Source organism: Pseudomonas sp. TE3895 (assembly GCF_056278855.1).
This window is the reverse complement of record NZ_JBWBQE010000001.1, coordinates 2,394,050-2,410,410: the sequence shown is the minus strand read 5'-3', so window position 1 is coordinate 2,410,410 and position 16,361 is coordinate 2,394,050. Positions and strand designations below refer to the sequence as shown.

The 16,361-nt window shown below is 58.0% G+C and carries 19 protein-coding genes and 1 pseudogene; 8 read left to right on the top strand and 12 right to left on the bottom strand.

Features of this window, described 5'->3' with window-relative positions:
- Nucleotides 1-111: 111 nt before the first annotated feature.
- Nucleotides 112-240, bottom strand: a complete 129-nt coding sequence (locus tag ACZ889_RS10930) for a PA1414 family protein (RefSeq protein ID WP_009683677.1) — start codon at nt 238-240, stop codon at nt 112-114.
- 124 nt (nt 241-364) lie between these two features.
- Complete coding sequence (gene ptrR / locus ACZ889_RS10925; RefSeq protein ID WP_180688665.1) at nt 365-1,258, bottom strand: putrescine utilization regulator PtrR; 894 nt, start codon at nt 1,256-1,258, stop codon at nt 365-367.
- Between the two features lie 106 nt (nt 1,259-1,364).
- Here ptrR and ACZ889_RS10920 point away from each other — a divergent pair, with 106 nt between their 5' ends.
- On the top strand, nt 1,365-2,537 hold the full coding sequence (locus ACZ889_RS10920) for an MFS transporter (protein ID WP_476257378.1): 1,173 nt from the start codon (nt 1,365-1,367) through the stop codon (nt 2,535-2,537).
- 100 nt (nt 2,538-2,637) lie between these two features.
- Here the strand turns inward: ACZ889_RS10920 and ACZ889_RS10915 are convergent, their stop codons facing one another.
- The 5 genes from ACZ889_RS10915 to ACZ889_RS10895 form a co-directional block, all read right to left on the bottom strand.
- Entirely contained in the window at nt 2,638-3,564 is a 927-nt protein-coding gene (locus ACZ889_RS10915; protein WP_476257377.1) for a DMT family transporter, read from the bottom strand.
- A 105-nt stretch (nt 3,565-3,669) separates the two neighbouring features.
- Nucleotides 3,670-4,065, bottom strand: a complete 396-nt coding sequence (locus tag ACZ889_RS10910) for a hypothetical protein (protein WP_003254595.1) — start codon at nt 4,063-4,065, stop codon at nt 3,670-3,672.
- A gap of 175 nt (nt 4,066-4,240) precedes the next feature.
- The gene (locus tag ACZ889_RS10905; RefSeq protein ID WP_047604231.1) at nt 4,241-4,618 is read right to left on the bottom strand and encodes a hypothetical protein; all 378 of its coding nucleotides are present in this window, start codon (nt 4,616-4,618) and stop codon (nt 4,241-4,243) included.
- Entirely contained in the window at nt 4,615-5,589 is a 975-nt protein-coding gene (locus ACZ889_RS10900; protein ID WP_476257376.1) for a hypothetical protein, read from the bottom strand. The genes ACZ889_RS10905 and ACZ889_RS10900 overlap by 4 nt, the downstream gene beginning before the upstream one ends.
- Nucleotides 5,590-5,598: 9 nt before the next feature.
- Nucleotides 5,599-6,087, bottom strand: coding sequence for an Hcp family type VI secretion system effector (locus ACZ889_RS10895; protein WP_047604233.1), 489 nt, complete (start codon nt 6,085-6,087; stop codon nt 5,599-5,601).
- 447 nt (nt 6,088-6,534) lie between these two features.
- Between ACZ889_RS10895 and ACZ889_RS10890 the strand changes: the two genes are divergently transcribed.
- Entirely contained in the window at nt 6,535-6,807 is a 273-nt protein-coding gene (locus ACZ889_RS10890) for a hypothetical protein (protein WP_003254599.1), read from the top strand.
- 71 nt (nt 6,808-6,878) lie between these two features.
- Here the strand turns inward: ACZ889_RS10890 and ACZ889_RS10885 are convergent, their stop codons facing one another.
- Entirely contained in the window at nt 6,879-8,240 is a 1,362-nt protein-coding gene (locus tag ACZ889_RS10885; protein ID WP_012051553.1) for a DEAD/DEAH box helicase, read from the bottom strand.
- 103 nt (nt 8,241-8,343) lie between these two features.
- On the opposite strand from ACZ889_RS10885, the gene ACZ889_RS10880 reads away from it, so the two are divergent.
- Complete coding sequence (locus tag ACZ889_RS10880) at nt 8,344-9,645, top strand: mechanosensitive ion channel family protein (RefSeq protein ID WP_144000364.1); 1,302 nt, start codon at nt 8,344-8,346, stop codon at nt 9,643-9,645.
- 117 nt (nt 9,646-9,762) lie between these two features.
- On the opposite strand, the gene ACZ889_RS10875 is transcribed toward ACZ889_RS10880, so the two are convergent.
- Nucleotides 9,763-9,969, bottom strand: coding sequence for a hypothetical protein (locus ACZ889_RS10875; RefSeq protein WP_476257375.1), 207 nt, complete (start codon nt 9,967-9,969; stop codon nt 9,763-9,765).
- Nucleotides 9,970-10,541: 572 nt separating this feature from the next.
- On the opposite strand from ACZ889_RS10875, the gene ACZ889_RS10870 reads away from it, so the two are divergent.
- The 4 genes and pseudogenes from ACZ889_RS10870 to ACZ889_RS10855 form a co-directional block, all read left to right on the top strand.
- Nucleotides 10,542-10,727 (top strand): hypothetical protein, encoded by a 186-nt coding sequence (locus tag ACZ889_RS10870; protein WP_139139796.1) that lies wholly within the window; start codon nt 10,542-10,544, stop codon nt 10,725-10,727.
- A gap of 123 nt (nt 10,728-10,850) precedes the next feature.
- Entirely contained in the window at nt 10,851-11,567 is a 717-nt protein-coding gene (locus ACZ889_RS10865; protein WP_180688670.1) for a DUF6875 domain-containing protein, read from the top strand.
- A gap of 2 nt (nt 11,568-11,569) precedes the next feature.
- Nucleotides 11,570-12,895 carry an ATP-binding cassette domain-containing protein gene (locus tag ACZ889_RS10860; RefSeq protein ID WP_223817404.1) on the top strand — a complete coding sequence of 442 codons (1,326 nt, stop codon included), beginning with the start codon at nt 11,570-11,572 and terminating at the stop codon, nt 12,893-12,895.
- A gap of 83 nt (nt 12,896-12,978) precedes the next feature.
- A pseudogene (locus ACZ889_RS10855) lies at nt 12,979-13,179 on the top strand (mechanosensitive ion channel family protein); the annotation flags it as partial.
- A 41-nt stretch (nt 13,180-13,220) separates the two neighbouring features.
- On the opposite strand, the gene ACZ889_RS10850 reads toward ACZ889_RS10855, so the two are convergent.
- From ACZ889_RS10850 to ACZ889_RS10840, 3 genes are all read right to left on the bottom strand, one after another.
- A complete protein-coding gene (locus tag ACZ889_RS10850; protein ID WP_047604239.1) occupies nt 13,221-14,096 on the bottom strand; it encodes a carboxylate/amino acid/amine transporter in 876 nt (291 codons plus the stop codon).
- A gap of 266 nt (nt 14,097-14,362) precedes the next feature.
- Nucleotides 14,363-14,962 carry an FMN-dependent NADH-azoreductase gene (locus ACZ889_RS10845; protein WP_003254608.1) on the bottom strand — a complete coding sequence of 200 codons (600 nt, stop codon included), beginning with the start codon at nt 14,960-14,962 and terminating at the stop codon, nt 14,363-14,365.
- A 109-nt stretch (nt 14,963-15,071) separates the two neighbouring features.
- Entirely contained in the window at nt 15,072-15,386 is a 315-nt protein-coding gene (locus ACZ889_RS10840) for a hypothetical protein (protein ID WP_012051530.1), read from the bottom strand.
- Nucleotides 15,387-15,434: 48 nt separating this feature from the next.
- On the opposite strand from ACZ889_RS10840, the gene ACZ889_RS10835 reads away from it, so the two are divergent.
- Complete coding sequence (locus ACZ889_RS10835; protein ID WP_003254610.1) at nt 15,435-16,358, top strand: LysR family transcriptional regulator; 924 nt, start codon at nt 15,435-15,437, stop codon at nt 16,356-16,358.
- Nucleotides 16,359-16,361 lie beyond the last annotated feature (3 nt).

The window sequence follows — 16,361 nt, the reverse complement described above, 5'->3', positions numbered from 1 at the left end:
TTCGCTTGTAGCAGCGGGCTTGCCCGCGAAAGGGCCAGTACAGGCATTAGACAATCAGCAGACACAAAAAGGCCGCTGCACCCACTTGGGTGAAGCGGCCTTTGTCGTTAATCAGCGCCGACGCGGTTGACGTTTGCGCTGCTCTTCATCAGTCGGGATCGGCACCGGCTGCAAGGGTGGTGGAATCAGCCCCAAGGCGACGGCCAGGTCGTGGAGCCAGTTTGACAGTGGTTTATTCATAATGCCCCCTTGACGGGTCAGCCTCACGGCAAATCAATCCTGCGATGTTTCATACAGATCATAGCCCGATGTCCTGTATTACGCATGCCTCTGTTCCTACAGATAAGGGCGATTTTGACTCGGATCAAGCCGTGGCGGCGCATTCCGACGACTGGTTAATCGTTTCGCTTTGTTGCAGGTCGATCCATGCCTGCAGATTAGCCCCGCGCATACCCTGGCGCCACATCAGCCAGGTGACCGCCTGATCGAAAGGTGCCTGCAGCGGGTGCACCCTCACCCGATCACGTCCAGGCAGGCTGTCGAGCATCGACTGGGCCATCATCGCCACACCCGCACCCGCGATCACACAGGCCAGCATGCTCTGGTACGACTCGATCTCCATCACCCGCCCCATTGGCGTATGGGCATGGGCATACCAGGCCTCCAGGCGCATGCGGTACGAGCAGCCCTGGCGGAAGGTGAACACCGCCTTGCCCGCCACGTCCTTGGCGGTGAGTACCGCCGGGTGCTCGGGGCTGGTGATCAGTACCAGTTGCTCATCGCACAGCGGCACGCCATCCAGCCCGGCAAGGCTCGGTGGCCCGTCCACAAGAGCAGCATCCAGGGTGTGGTTCAACAGCCCTTCAAGCAACTCGCCGCTGGGTGCTGCACGCACTTGCAGGTTCACCTGCGGGTAAGCCTGGTGATAGCGCGCCAGCAACGCCGGCAGGTGGGTCGCCGCCGTGCTGTACATGGTCCCCAGCACGAAGTCCCCAGCCGGCTGACCGCCACGCACGGCGCCCAGCGCTTCGTCGCGCAAGGCGGACATACGGTTGGCATAGTCCAGCAGCACCTTGCCTGCTGGCGACAGTTGCAGGCGCTGACGTTCGCGCAGGAACAGTTCGACGCCCAGTTGCTCCTCGAGTTGGCGCAGCCGCGTGGAGAGGTTTGATGGCACCCGGTGCAGGCGCTCTGCGGCGCGGGTAACCGAGCCTTCCTCGGCCACGGCCTGAAAGATACGCAGTTGGCTGAATTCCACGGCATTCTCCAAAACAGAACAACTTGATCATCATTATTCAATTTTATTGAAAATAAAAGCACCCTAACCTGCCAGCCATCACTTATATCCGCGCAGGAGACCTGTCATGTCGCCACTCATTCAACTGCTCGCCAGCGCCGTGGCGCTGATGATGGCCATGGGCATCGGTCGTTTCGCCCTCACCCCGCAACTGCCACAACTGATTGCCGAAGGCCAGTTCGACCTGACAGTCGCCGGGCTGGTCGCGGCGGCCAATTACCTGGGCTATTTCGTGGGTGCGGTGGACGCCATGTTCGCCCGCTCGCCAGGCCAGGTACGGCTGCGCCTGCACGGGGGGCTGTGGCTGTGTGTGCTGCTGACCCTGGCCTCCTGGGCTGCCAACGGCTTTTGGGGCCACCTGCTGCTGCGCTTTGGCACAGGCGTAGCCAGCGCCTGGGTGCTGGTGATGATCACCAGCCTCAGCCAGCAAGTCGCCAATGCGCACAACCGCCAGCGCCTGGGAGCGCTGGTATTCGCCGGGCCCGGCCTCGGTATTGCCGTGACCGGGCTACTGGCACTGGTTGCGCATGTGCTGGGGCTTGGCTCGGCAGCCCTGTGGCTGATTTATGCCGTGGCTGCCTTGGTGATGCTGCTGGCCGTGCGGCCGTGGTTGCCACGGGCATTGCAAGCGGCACCGGCTCAGTCGCCAGTACGACCAGGCGCGACGCGCAGTGTCGGCACTGGCCGCCTGGGGTTGGTGTATGGCCTGTATGGCATGGGCTACATCCTGCCAGCCACCTTTCTGTCACAGATGGCCAATCAGCAGTTTCGCGGGCAGTGGCTGGCTGACCTGTTCTGGCCGGCGTTTGGCCTGGCGGCGGCGCTGGGCGTCTTGCTGGTGAGCGTGCGCCGTGGTGGCCGCACTTCAACCTGGTTGACCGCCACCCTGTGGTTGCAAGGGCTGGGTGTGCTGGCCTGCCTGTTGGGTGGGGGTATCGGGCTGGCGCTGGGTGTTGCGCTGTGTGGCGGGCCGTTCCTGGCCTGCATGCAACTGGTCATGCAGCGCTCTCGCGAGTTGGCGCCACATGCCACACAGCGCAATGCCGGGCTGCTGACCGCGTGCTTTGCCTTGGGGCAGTTGAGTGGGCCGCTGCTGGCGGCGCTCAGCAGCCATTACAGTGGCGGGCTGCAACCGGCATTGATGCTGGCGGCGGGCGGGTTGGCGGTGGCGGGCGTATTGGTCCAGTTGCCGGGTAACGCACAGCAGGGAAGCGCCTGTCAGGCCAAGGCTGCATCCTGAGTCGATGCAGTCTGTACCGGGCTCTTCGCGGGCAAGACCGCGCCTACAACGGCTGTGCAGGCGCGGGCTTGCCCGCGAAGGGGCCGGTAGAGGCAACACATCACCCTACCAACCGCCGCAATTGTTGTTTCACCCAAGGCTCGGCACTTACCAGGATCACACCCAGCAACACCATCAACGCGCCCACCACGAAATTCGCACTGAGCGGCTCATCCAGCAGCAAAACGCCAAAGGTCACCCCGAACAATGGGGTAATGAAGGAAAACACCGCGAGGTTCGACGCCAGGTACTTGCGCAACAACCAGAACCAGGTGAGGTAGCTGATGAACGACACCACAATCCCCTGGAACAATACACTGCCCATCGCCAGCGGCGTCAGCGACACCGCGCCGAGCTGCCCGCTGAGCAGGGCGATCAGCAGCAGCCCGGCAAAACCGACCGCCAGCTGATAGAACAGGGTCAAGGTCGCCGGCGCCTCCGATAGCCGTGAACAACGCACCACCACTGTGGTCGCGCCCCAGGCCAGCCCGGCGATCACGCCAAAGGCATCTCCCAGCAAGGTGCGGCTGTCCATGTGCTCGAACGAAGTGCCACCGGCAAAGGCCATGGCAATGCCGCCGAAGGCCAGCAGAATGCCCAGCCACTGCAGCAGCCGCAAGCGTTCACTGGGTAGCCGAAAATGCAGGCCCAAGGCGGTAAATACCGGCGCGGTATAGAGGAATACCGACATGTGCGCCGCCGAGGTCAGTTTCAGCCCTTCGGCAATGAACAGAAACTCCACCCCGAACAGCCCGCCCGCCACCAGCCCTGCGCGCCAGGTGCTGCCGACCTGCTCCCAGCCACCCCGCCAGCACAGCATCAGGCCTACCAGCACAGCGGCAATGCCATTGCGCAGTGCTGCCTGCATCACCGGCGCGATGTCGACGGCGGCGGTCTTGATCAGTACCTGCTGGCAGCCCCAGATCAGGCAAAGGCCCAGCATTACCTGGAAGGCAAAGGCGTCAGGGTTCTTGCGGACCGCGCTCATAAGCGGGCCTCTGGGGTGGTCGTAGGCATGGGCAAGGCTCGGCAGCGTTCAGAAGCTACCGATTATCGGGTTTTGAACGCTGCACTTGCCAGCCTTAAAACGACCTCAAGCAATCTGTGCCTTCGCAGATACCTGTTCGAACGTCGTTTCGTCCAGCGCATCTTCCTGCTCATCCAGCACCTGGCGCGGGTGCTCGAAGCCGGGGATGCTGCTGTCGATCAGGCTCATCAAGCGCGAGCCGCGTTCGGTCAGGACGAAGTTTTCGCCATTGCCGCCGTCCTCTTCAGGCCGGCATTCAATGAATCCGCGCTCAAATAGCAGCTTTTCATACTCGCATGCACGGGTTTTCAGGTGATCCACGTCACCCACCGGCTCACCCTTGGCGGCCAGTGCAGCAGCATGCTGTTCGGCATAAGGGCGGGGCGTGAAGCTGTGACCGGCGCCGTTCTGCACTTCGTGCAGCAAGCGTTCGATCAGGTCCCAGTCGTAGGCGATGCTCATGGCTACGGGCTCCTGCTGTGGACGAAAGGGGTACACAGGTTGGGACCCGCCAAGGTTGCCAAGCGTTCCGAAGCGCTTAGCGCTTGCGTTGTTGCGCGCCGCGCGGGCGGCGCCCGGTCTCCCAGGCGCTGAAAACACTACGATAGGCGCAAATTTTCCTGTCCAGACACGAAATTTAATAACCCCCCAATTTCAACCAGCTCCAAAGGCCAATGAGCGACAAGAAAATAGCGATATGAAGAAACCACAAGCTAACCAGCATGCGGCGCAATCCACCAGGAAATTTTTTTACATCCTGAACGTCTAGAAGGCCTTTACGAACGCAAATCGCCCTCATCGACAACATCACGGATGCAGAGCCGGTACGCATCACTTTACCCACCAAACCTGCATGACCAAAAATCTTTTTATTACCAGAAACCATCAAACTATTAGATAGCAACGACTCTATTTGACTCACATAGCGAACCGAAACATAAACCCATATAAATATGACTATGAACATAGCCACCATCAAGGGAAGGCCTAACCACCTGGCGTCGAACCCAATCATTGCGCCACCTCATATATCAACTCACCAAGCATTTCACCGATACCACCTACGACCGAACCGCCTGTAGCGCCACCCACGGCACCGCCAATGACAGTGCACGCGAGAGCCCCCGGACCGCCTGTCGTCACTCCAAGGAAAAGTACGCAACCAGTTCCCCCTAGAAATCCACCAATCGCCCCGCCAGTGATCGATCCCCCCGTACTGCCAACCAGAGAGACGCCTTCCACATATTTAGCCTTTCTGCAGTCTTCAGGGCGTCCAAAGGTACATGCATGATGGATACTCAGCCCTGTTGAAGCCACGTCGAGCCCCAAGCCGATATAAGTACCCTTCTTTATCAGATTGGCTGCTCTCGAGATTCCTGCGATCTTCTCGGCGTACCCAGCAATCTCACCGGTATGCAGGTAGCTTTTGGTTGATATCTCGAGGACTCTCTTCACCGAACCTCTATTTCGCAGGCCTGAACCGTACGCAGCCAATTTATTCAGCTGCTCTTCTAGCTTCATGAATAAGGTCATTCGCCTGGCATAAAACTCATTACGCCCCTTAATTGTGCCATCTCTCAAATATTGACGATGTAAGACCTCAATATCTTCCAGGGTCTTCTTGAGCGACTCAAGGTGCCTACTCCAGCCATCGCTTACAGCGCCAGCCCCCATGGAGGCGTGGGTGAGGAAACTTTTCAGCATCTCGTAGTTGTCCAGAAAGAAGTCATCCACCCCAGCACCATTGACCTCCAGCTGATGATGTATTCCCGCTGCCTTCGCCATTAAAAAAGCCTCATGGCTCGTACACGATGGCGTACTGGGGTCACCAACAATCACCAGTTCCCCTCCAACAACCACGCCATGGGCGATATGCGCATTTAGCACATCAAACTTGGCCCGCTGATGGGCCGACATGGGCGTGCCGGCCTTCAGCGACTCAAACGATTGCGCCTGAGGATTGATAAAGCTGCGTGCCTCGGACATGGTCGCACCTCACGCATACTTCTTGTTGGCGATGCGGTCCCAGCCGCCGGTCACGTTGCCGCCCGCGCTGCCGTCGCGGCGCTTCTGCCGCGTATAGGTGGTCTTGATGCGGCCGTAGTTCAATTGAATCACTTCTATCGGCACTCCGGCGCTGGCGCTCTGGGCGTAATCGGCGATGATCACTTCTTCGAGAATGACTTCGTAGTACTTGAGCTTTTCGGTACCGGCCCGGCACACCACCAGCTTCACTTCCTTCAGGTGCTGGCCGGCACAGCTGGCCTCAAGCAGCTTGCAGCTGGCGCTGTCCAGATACTTGGTAAAGGTGAAGTTGGTGAGCGTGGCCCGCCCGGAAGATGCGCCGCCCGCGGAGCTTGCGGTGGCAGAGGTGCTCTGGTTGGCGCCGAACTTGTAGCCGATGATCTCGATCCAGTTGGCGTACTGCTCGTCCAGTGCTTCGCCAGTGATCTCTGCGATTTGAATATAAGCATCGAAGGCCATGCTCACCTCTCCTTGGTAAGGATTGGGCTGATAACGACGGCATTTCGAGATCGCCCCGAAGGCGAAGGGCGGATTGCGCTGCGTGCCCTCAGGTGCGATTGACCCTAGCTCCCCACACCCGGCGGGGCAATAGAACGCGAGCAAACAAGGCTACTTTGGGAAATTGCTTACAGATTTGCCGATGAAGTCAGCCCGCTCTCAAAGTGTTCGAGCAAATTTTTAGATCTCGACCAAGACCGTTGTGACGACAAGAAATCTCTGCACGCGATACTGGGGAAGAAGGGCTGCGGATTGTGTGTGGGGAGATTGCGCAAATCGAGCGCCGCCCGCGCGGCGCTCGGTCTCCCAAGGACCACCACCAAAGAAATCTTCCATCGGTCGCAAGCCCTGAACTTCCCTGCCCCCACAGCCCTCCACCGGGCATCACCACCGCCGGAGGTTGGAAGGATGAAACCGCTACTGCCCATAGCCTGTGCCGCTGCCCTGCTTTGCGCCCTGCCCGCTTGGGCCTGCACACCTGAAGAAGCAACGCAAAAACGTGAGGAGCTGGCGGGGCTGGTCACTCAGTTGACTGAGCAGAACCCGCAAAAGGCCAAGGAGATCAATGATGAGCTTCAGGGGATGGATCTGGGGACGGCGAGCAAGGACTTGCCCGACAAGTGTCAGCTGATCGACCAGCGGATCAAGGAGTTGAAACAGGCAGAGAAAAAAGCGGAGTGATCGTTCGTCGCCTGCGCACGCCCTTCGCAGATGCGAACTTGCGTCGCTTCTGCAAAGGGCCTGCGTGAGTCTTATTCAGCAGCAGGCTTGCGCTTCTTCAGTGGCGCCAGGCCATCTGCACTGGCCAGAGGCGCGTTGGCCTTCGGCTTGGCAGTAGGCTTGCGCTTGGCGGCAGCTTTCTTGTCGCCGGTCTTCTTCTCGACCTTTTTCTTCTTGCTGCCGGCCGCCTTGCCCGAGGCCTTGACCTTCTTCGGCCCGTTGTAGGTGCCCTTCACTTCCTTGATGACCCGGCGCTCGAACTGCTGCTTGAGGTAGCGCTCGATGCTCGACATCAGGTTCCAGTCGTTGTGGGTGATCAGCGAGATCGCCAGGCCTTCGCCACCGGCACGGCCGGTACGGCCCACACGGTGGACGTACTCGTCACCGCTGCGTGGCATGTCGAAGTTGATCACCAGGTCCAGGCCGTCGATATCCAGGCCACGGGCTGCCACGTCGGTCGCTACCAGCACTTTGGAGCTGCCCTGCTTGAAGCGCTCGATGGCCAGCTTGCGGTCCTTCTGGTCCTTTTCGCCATGCAGCACGAAAGCCTTCACGTCCTTGGCCACCAGGTGACCGTAGATGCGGTCGGCCATGGCGCGGGTGTTGGTGAAGATGATCGCCTTGTCGAAGGTTTCGTTGGCCAGCAACCACTGCGCGATCTGCTCTTTATGCTGGTCGTGGTCGGCGGTGATGATCTGCTGGCGGGTGCCTTCAGCCAGTTGCGAGACACTGTTGAGCATCAGGTGCTCAGGGTCTTTCAGCACCTTGCCGATGATGTCGCGCAGGGCCGCGCCACCGGTGGTAGCCGAGAACAGCAAGGTCTGCTCGCGGTTCTCGCACTCTTTGCACAGGCGCTCCATGTCTTCGGCAAAGCCCATGTCGAGCATGCGGTCGGCTTCGTCCAGGATCAGGACCTGCACGTGGGACAGGTCGAGGTTGCCGGCATTGAGCTGCTCGAGCAGGCGACCCGGGGTGCCGATCAGCACGTCGGGCACCTTGCGCAGCATGGCGGCCTGTTCCTTGAAGTCTTCGCCGCCAGTCACCAGGCCCGACTTGATGTAGGTGAACTGCGAGAACAGCTGCACCTGCTTGAGGGTTTGCTGGGCCAGTTCACGGGTCGGCAGCAGGATCAACGCGCGAATCTCGACACGCGGACCGCTGAGGTCGACCAGACGGTTGAGCAGTGGCAGTACGAAGGCCGCCGTCTTGCCGCTGCCGGTCTGCGCAGTCACACGCAGATCCCGCCCTTGCAGGGCCAGGGGGATGGCCGCGGCCTGCACCGGGGTTGGCTCGACAAATTTAAGCTCGGCCACGGCTTTAAGCAGGCGTTCATGCAGGGCGAATTGGGAGAACACGGAGGTAACCTCAGACAAGTGCGGGAAATTCAGTTGCATAGGGTAACGTTTTCTGCAGCCTTAGCCGAATTTCTTTTGGCAACTTTGTCGCTATCCGCGCTCTAATACGGCTTCGTTTCGCAACAAGACTGTATGCAAGCCCATGGATATCCAACGAATCTGGCGTGACTCCCTCGACCTGTGGGGCACCCTCGACCAACATCCCATGCTGCACGCTGCCATCGGTCTGGCAGTACTGCTGCTCATCTCCCTGGCAGTCGGCCGCCTGGCGCGCTTCCTGATACTGCACGGCGCGCGCCTGCTGGCCCGCCAGCCTGCACTGAAGTGGCTGGACGACCTGCGCCACAACAAGGTGTTCCACCGCCTGGCGCAAACGACCCCGTCCCTGGTGCTGCAGTTCGGCCTGAAGCTGGTGCCTGAGCTGTCCGACACCGCTCAGCACTTCCTCGGCAATGTCGCCCTGGCCTTTACCCTGTTGTTCATGACCATGGCGCTGTCATGCCTGCTGGATGCCCTGCTCGACATCTATGCCCGCACCGAACACGCCCGCACCCGCTCGATCAAGGGCTACGTGCAACTGGCCAAGATGATGTTGTGGATCTTCGCCTCGATCATCATCGTCGCCACCCTGATCGACCGCTCGCCGCTGTTGCTGCTGTCCGGCCTGGGTGCGATGTCGGCGGTATTGCTGTTGGTGTACAAGGACACCCTGCTGTCATTCGTCGCCAGCGTGCAACTGACCAGCAACGACATGCTGCATGTTGGGGACTGGATCGAAATGCCGCAGGTAGGCGCCGATGGCGACGTGGTGGACATCACCTTGCACACGGTGAAAGTGCAGAACTTCGACAAGACCCTCGTTTCCATCCCCACCTGGCGCCTGATGAGCGAGTCATTCCGCAATTACCGCGGCATGCAGCAGTCCGGTGGCCGGCGCATCAAGCGCAGCCTGTTCATCGACGCCGCCGGCGTGCGCTTCCTCACCCGCGAAGAAGAACAGCGCCTGAGCCAGGTGCAGCTACTGAGTGACTACCTGGCGGGCAAGCGCCAGGAACTGCAAAACTGGAACGAGGCGCTGGGGCCGGTGGCGGACCTGTCGGCCAACCGCCGCAAGCTGACCAACATCGGCACCTTCCGCGCGTTTGCCCTGGCCTATCTGAAGAACCACCCCAACGTGCACCCGAACATGACCTGCATGGTGCGGCAGATGCAGGCCACCGCCGAAGGCGTGCCGCTGGAGATCTACTGCTTCACCACCACCACGGTGTGGGCGGATTACGAGCGCATCCAGGGGGATATCTTCGACTACCTGCTGGCGGTGTTGCCGGAGTTCGGCTTGAGCCTGTATCAGCAGCCGAGTGGCAATGATATGCGCGTGGGTTTGGCGGGGCGTTCAGCCCAAGAGCCATTGCCTCGTCGCCTGGAAGAAATGAGCGAGGCTTGAGATTGCCGGGGCTGCCCTGCAGCCCATTCGCGGGTCAACCCGCTCCTACAGGGACTTCACAGCACCAGCCGTGCTGCCATCCTGTGGGAGCGGGTTGACCCGCGAATGGGCCGGCAGCTACTCCGCATAACCCAGCAGGTACAACAACCCCGTCAAGGTCACCAGCGAGGCCATGGGGGACAACAGAATCATCCGCGAAATCAACTCCGCCTCAAGGTTGGAATTCTCCGCCAGCATGAACGGCCCGGTGCCGGTCGGCAGGCTGAATACCTTGTATGCCAGCACCCAGGTCAGCGCCGGCTGCCCCACCAGCTTCAAGCCCACCAGTGGTCACGAGCTGGCTTGCGCACCCGCACGCTTTCTGCCAGGAATGCACCCTGCAATACCAAGGCCGCACGGCGTGGTGGCAAGCACCAGCATGTCAAGAAAATGCAGCACCGGCTCGGCCAGCCCCAGCCCGCTCACAGCTCAGCCAGCCCCCGCCAGCACCGAAATGGCCAGCGGGTTCATGAGGAATGTCAGGGCTGGGCCGGTGTGTTCGCGGGCTCGGCTGCTCCCACAAAATCCAGGAATAAAAAAGTTCCTCCCGCGCAGCCATTCTCAGCAAGCGCTTGCCCCGAAATTGAGTGCCGTGAATCGAACGTGACGTCATTGGCGTATTCGTCTTGATTGCAACCCATGTTGATGCTCATCCATCTGCATTCTTACAACTATTCCTAACGTGCTTGCTTCAAGAAAATACCTCTCACCCCACTATATATCGATTTTTCTGATGCTTTAAATGTTTAATATCAAAAATATATCGAAATTTAAGATCCAAAAACCAGATTGAACACCTATATACTGAATGCGCATCATTACGTGATGCACTCAGTTATCATTCACATGGAGTGTTTATGAAAATCGACTATTCAAATCCCTTGTCTAAAGCTTTTACAACGGAGCACAAGGGGATGACGCTTGCCGACGCAAGCCCAAAGACCCTACTCAAGAAACTCAAATCTGCTCTTTTTAACCTTGCTAATCCGCCATGCTCCCCAGGTTGGGCTCATATCTGCGGTAGTGGTGGCTGGAATTGGTAAACAAGCTCTAAGCAGTTAGATTACCTGTAACTCAAATTCACTGAATTTGAGTCAGGATACTGATCGGCTACAGTAGACCCCTTTCCAAGTTGAAAGGGGTTTCATTGCTTCAAGGAAGAAGATATGACATTTTTATGGACGATCCAGCAGCCACCTCCCGCTGAGGCACCCGAATTCGTAATTGAAGCCTATAACAATATCAAGCCTTATTTAGAAACCTTTCTAACTGGGCCCCATCCTTATAGAAATGGGGTAATGTGCCCGTTCATGCCAAAGGCTTTATTGTCAAATGAGATTTATTTTTCTTGCATTGAAAAGCGCCGATCAGATCAAGAAATTATCTCACTGATTGAGAACTGCATCACATTCTATAAGGCGCGAGCAAGAAAAACCCCGGGCGCCATTATAATTCTCTTTGAGCCAGATCTAGATATTAGCCGCCTTCTTCGCATACACATCGAGGCGAAGCCGATTTGTATAAAAAGCGAGTTGATGATAGGCGCACTATACAAAGACAGCCCAGCTCCAAGCTTGCATTCCAATAGCTATTTCCCCCTTAGAACTACCACCCCCACGTTGGTGCTTAGAGATCTCACGTCCCAGGATTTATTATTTCTCAATCCTGATCACTATAACATCAAACAAAAGATAGGGTTTTTGGACTCGTTCATAAATAAATTCAGCCCCCATGATGGCAAGGGCTTCACAGGCAAGCAGCTCGCTCAAGCAAAAGCTTTGAGGAACGCTTACGCAAAAACCAGAATGAAAAATACTGTAGCCTTAGTCATGTTGAGCGCCTCGGTTGCTTTATGTGCCTTGCTCGCATTAGGAATTAATTGAGCATGAAAGATAGAAGCTTTGTTCTTGCTATTTTTTTTGCTGTTGCACAGCAAACCTTACTTGCGTTTTCCACGTACTTCATTGCCAAGGCCGGAGCTACGCTAGCCGATGGTAATTTAACGCTGATTTTACGCTACATTTCTCTTTTTTTTGGATTTGCGCTTGCTGCGTATATTGTGAGCTCCATATCTTCAATATATGTTACTAAAGCGGCAAACGCCATATGGCTCAAATACACGAAGTCTGTGCTACGTGAAGCCTCTAGTGACATGCGATACGCATCAGATAAAAACAAAAAAAGTCTAGCGCAGTGGATCAGCGGGGAGGCGTCTTCTACTATTACACATGCTTGTGGTTTTTACGTTGGGTTAATATCGACATGCCTGAATGTGATCATGACGCTAGCTGTGTTTTATTTCACGACCGGTCTAGAGATTACGATAGCCATTTCGATCTCACTTTTAATATCTGCCGCATTAGTGAGCATCTTAAAAAACAGAATCAAGCATACTGCCGGAAACATGCAGCGAAAGCGACTTGATGCGCTATTGTCCATTGAACTCACTTGGGACTCAGCGACCTTAGGCAGCCGAAAAATGAAAGCAGATAGCTTTGAGTCTTTAGAAAAAAAAGCGCGTTCGTATTTTGGCGAAGTAAATAGATACGTTTTACTAGAACAGTTCATTGCATGTTTGCCTATTGCTCTTGCAACCATTATTGTAGCCGCGACCATTCAGACTCCAAACATCATCACTGCCGCAAACATAGGCGCTTTGGTGGCAATGCTACCAAGAAGCTTGCAGGTATTCGGGAACATTCACTCCTTGAGCATTTATTTTAGTCAACTCCTCTTGGTTCGTACTAAAATGAGAAATCTTTACCGTTTCGCTTCCGAACTTGAAAAGCATGAAAACCTTTCTTCCATGAACTTGAGCAACATCAAGATTGAAGAATGCAACTCCTCTCAGAGCATTACGCCTTCCGAACTGTTAGACCAACTAAAAAACGGTTCAACAACAGTGGGTCGCTATCTACTTAGCGGAAATAACGGATCAGGAAAATCCTCCTACCTTAAACGAATTAAAGCTGCTGTACATGACGCTCTCCTGATGACGCCCGAGGCGCAATTTGTTAAGCTGGAAAACAATCTTTCCACGGGTGAGCGAAGGCTATTACAAATTGAGAAAGTTTTGTCCGCACCACCGCCAATCGTAATGCTAGACGAATGGGATGCCAACTTAGATTTAGATAACATTAGCCGCTTCAATGCTATTCTGGATTCGGCGGCAAAGAATATTGTGGTTATTGAGGCCAGGCATAGACGCTAAACTTCAGCTCCCATGGAGATTGCATCCAAAAACAAATGTGTAAAGCCAGCACCCTTTTTTCAGCGTGTTCACAGCGATGTTTCTACTGCTTCACCACCACCACGGTGTGGGCGGATTACGAACGGATCCAGGGGGATATCTTCGACTACCTGCTGGCGGTGTTGCCGGAGTTCGGCTTGAGCCTGTATCAGCAGCCGAGTGGCAATGACATGCGCGTGGGGTTGGCCGGGCGTACGGCGGCAGAGCCGATGCCGCGTCGCATTGAAGATATGAGCGAGGCTTGAGATTGCCGGGGCTGCCCTGCAGCCCCGGATCAACGGGCGCGTCAGGCCTTGCCGGCCAGCGGTGCTTGCGCGCGACCACCCAGGCGGCTCAGCCACACCGACGCCAGGATGATCCCCCCGCCGATGAACAGCCGCCCTAGCGGCTCGTGCTGGTTCCAGATCAGCAGGTTCAGCAGCAGCCCTACCGGCACATGCAGGTTGTTCATCACCGCCAGCGTACCGCCAGAAACCAGGCATGCACCTTTGTTCCACCAGTACAGCCCCAGCGCCGTCGGACACAGCCCCAGGAACAACAGCACCAGCCATTGCACATCAGTGCTCGGCAGGTGCTGAGTGTTGCCGAACAGCAGGAAGGCCGGAAGCACCACCAGCAACGCGCCGAGGTAAAAGTACCCAAAGCGCGCGTAGTGTGGCAGGTCGCTGGGATGGCGAGCGACCAGGTGACGGTACAGCACCTGGCCAGCGGCGTAGGTAAAGTTGGCCAGTTGCAGCAGCAGGAAGCCGATGAAGAACTCGCCGCTGATGCTGTCGAAGCGGATCACGGCGGCGCCCGCTACCGCAACCAGCGCGGCCAGCAGCGCCCACGGGTTGAAGCGACGGTTCAGGGCGTCTTCGATCAGCGTCACGTGCAGCGGCGTGAGGATGGTGAACAGCAGCACTTCTGGCACCGTGAGCACGCGGAAACTCAGGTACAGGCAGACGTAGGTGATGCCGTACTGCAACGCGCCGATCAGCAGCATCCAGCGCATGAAGCGCGGCTCGACGTGACGCCAGCGGGTCAACGGCAGGAACACCAGGCCGGCCAGCAGCACCCTGGCGAGCACTGCGAAATAGCTGTCGACGTGCCCGGCCAGGTACTCGCCGATCAAGCTGAAGGAAAACGCCTGGATCAGCGCGACGATTATCAGGTAGCCCATGGTTGCCTCTCTTGAATCAAGGCCGCGACCTTAGCGGGTTGCAGCGAATGAGTTCAACCATGAGGAATGTAGGGGCTGTACCGGCCTCTTCGCGGCTCGCCTGCGCGCAGTTATCTGCAATGGCCTTTGTAGGAGCGGGTTTACCCGCGAAGAGGCCGGCACTGACCACCTAAAAACCCCAGGCATAAAAAAGCCCGGCCATACAAGCCGGGCAGGTACACCCAAAGGAGCAAAAACAGGTGTCAGGTTTGGGAATTCGTGAAGCCTCAGGCCACCGCTGCCAACTTGGCCTTGGCCTGGTTGACGCCCTTCTCGTGGAACTCGCCGCTCATGTTCAGGCCTTCGGCATGGATGAAGTCGACATCGTGGATGCCGATGAAAGCCATTACCTGGCGCAGGTACGGTTCCTGATGGTCACTGCTGGCACCCGCATGGATGCCGCCGCGCGCAGTCAGGACGATGGCGCGCTTGCCGGTCAGCAGGCCTTGCGGGCCGGTCGGGGTGTATTTGAAGGTGATGCCGGCACGCAGCACATGGTCCAGCCAGGCTTTCAGGGTGCTGGGGATGGTGAAGTTGTACATGGGCGCAGCCATCACCAGCACGTCGGCAGCCAACAACTCATCCGTCAGTTCGTTGGAACGGGCCAGGGCCTCCAGTTCGGCGGCGCTGCGCTGTTCTTCGGGTTTCATCCAGCCGCCCAGCAGGTTCGCGTCCAGGTGGGGTACCGGGCTTACTGCCAGGTCGCGCACAGTGATCTGATCGGCCGGGTGGGCAGCCTGCCATTGCTGGATGAAGTCCTTGGTCAGCTGACGGGAAACGGAATCCTGCTGGCGGGCGCTGCTTTCGATGATCAGTACGCGGGACATGGGGTGCCTCCATCGGCAAAAAAGGGTGCGATTCGATGGAGGTGAGATTAAGGCTTGACCTATCGATAAAAAAGCGTAAAAAGTGGGTCCAATCTATCGATTAATCAGTTTATTCCGCACTGCAGTTCAAGGCGATCCGCAGTTTGATGATTTGCCGATTGAATTTGGCAGTGACATCGACGCTTTTACCTGCCGGTACGTTCACACGGCGCACCCGCGGTGCCTCCGGGCCATTGCGGAAGGTCACCTTGCACGCCGCCGGGACCTGCCCATAGTTGTTGAGGGTGATGGCGCCAATGTCATAGGCCGTGTCATAGGCGGTGTAGTCGAGCTTGACCCCGGTCAGCTCCTTCTCCACATCGATGGGATAAGCCATGGCCCCGAGGGGCAGGCACATCAGTATTGCCGCACAACATTTCTTCATGGGCCGCTCTCCTTGAAAGAGCGCAGCTTAGGACAACAGGAGCGAAAGATGAAAGCGCCGCGCGTAACCCTTGACCAGTGGCGAACCCTGCAAGCAGTGGTCGATCACGGCGGGTTTGCCCAGGCCGCCGAGGCCTTGCACCGCTCGCAGTCATCGGTCAGCTACACCGTGGCCCGCATGCAGGAGCAGCTGGGCGTCCCGCTGTTGCGCATCGATGGCCGCAAGGCGGTGCTGACCGAGGCCGGCAATGTGCTGCTGCGCCGCTCGCGCCACCTGGTCAAGCAGGCCAGCCAGCTCGAAGACCTGGCCCACCACATGGAACAGGGCTGGGAAGCCGAGGTGCGCCTGGTGGTCGATGCCGCCTACCCCAGCGCCCGCCTGGTACGCGCGCTGGCTGCGTTCATGCCACAAAGCCGCGGCTGCCGGGTGCGCCTGCGTGAAGAAGTGCTGTCTGGCGTGGAGGAAGTGATGCACGAAGGCATCGCCGACCTGGCCATCAGCAGCTACAGCATCGGCGGCTACCTGGGCGCCGAATTGAGCGCCGTGGAGTTCATCGCCGTCGCCCACCCCGAGCACAGCCTGCACCGCCTGGGACGCGAACTGACCTTCCAGGACCTGGAAAGCCAGCTGCAGGTGGTGATCCGCGACTCCGGCCGCGCCCAACCGCGCGACGTCGGCTGGCTGGGCGCCGAGCAGCGCTGGACCGTCGGCAGCCTGGGCACCGCCGCCACCTTCGTCAGCAGCGGCCTGGGTTTTGCCTGGCTGCCCCGTCACATGATCGAGCGCGAGCTGCGCGAAGGCGTGCTCAAGCCATTGCCGCTGGATCAGGGTGGCAGCCGCCACCCACTGTTCTACCTTTATTCGAGCAAAGAGAAGACCCTGGGCCCGGCCACGCAGATTCTCATCGACCTGTTGCGCAATTTCGACACCGCGCCACTGGACGTGCCCTTCGCAGCCCCCCCACAAGCCTGAGAG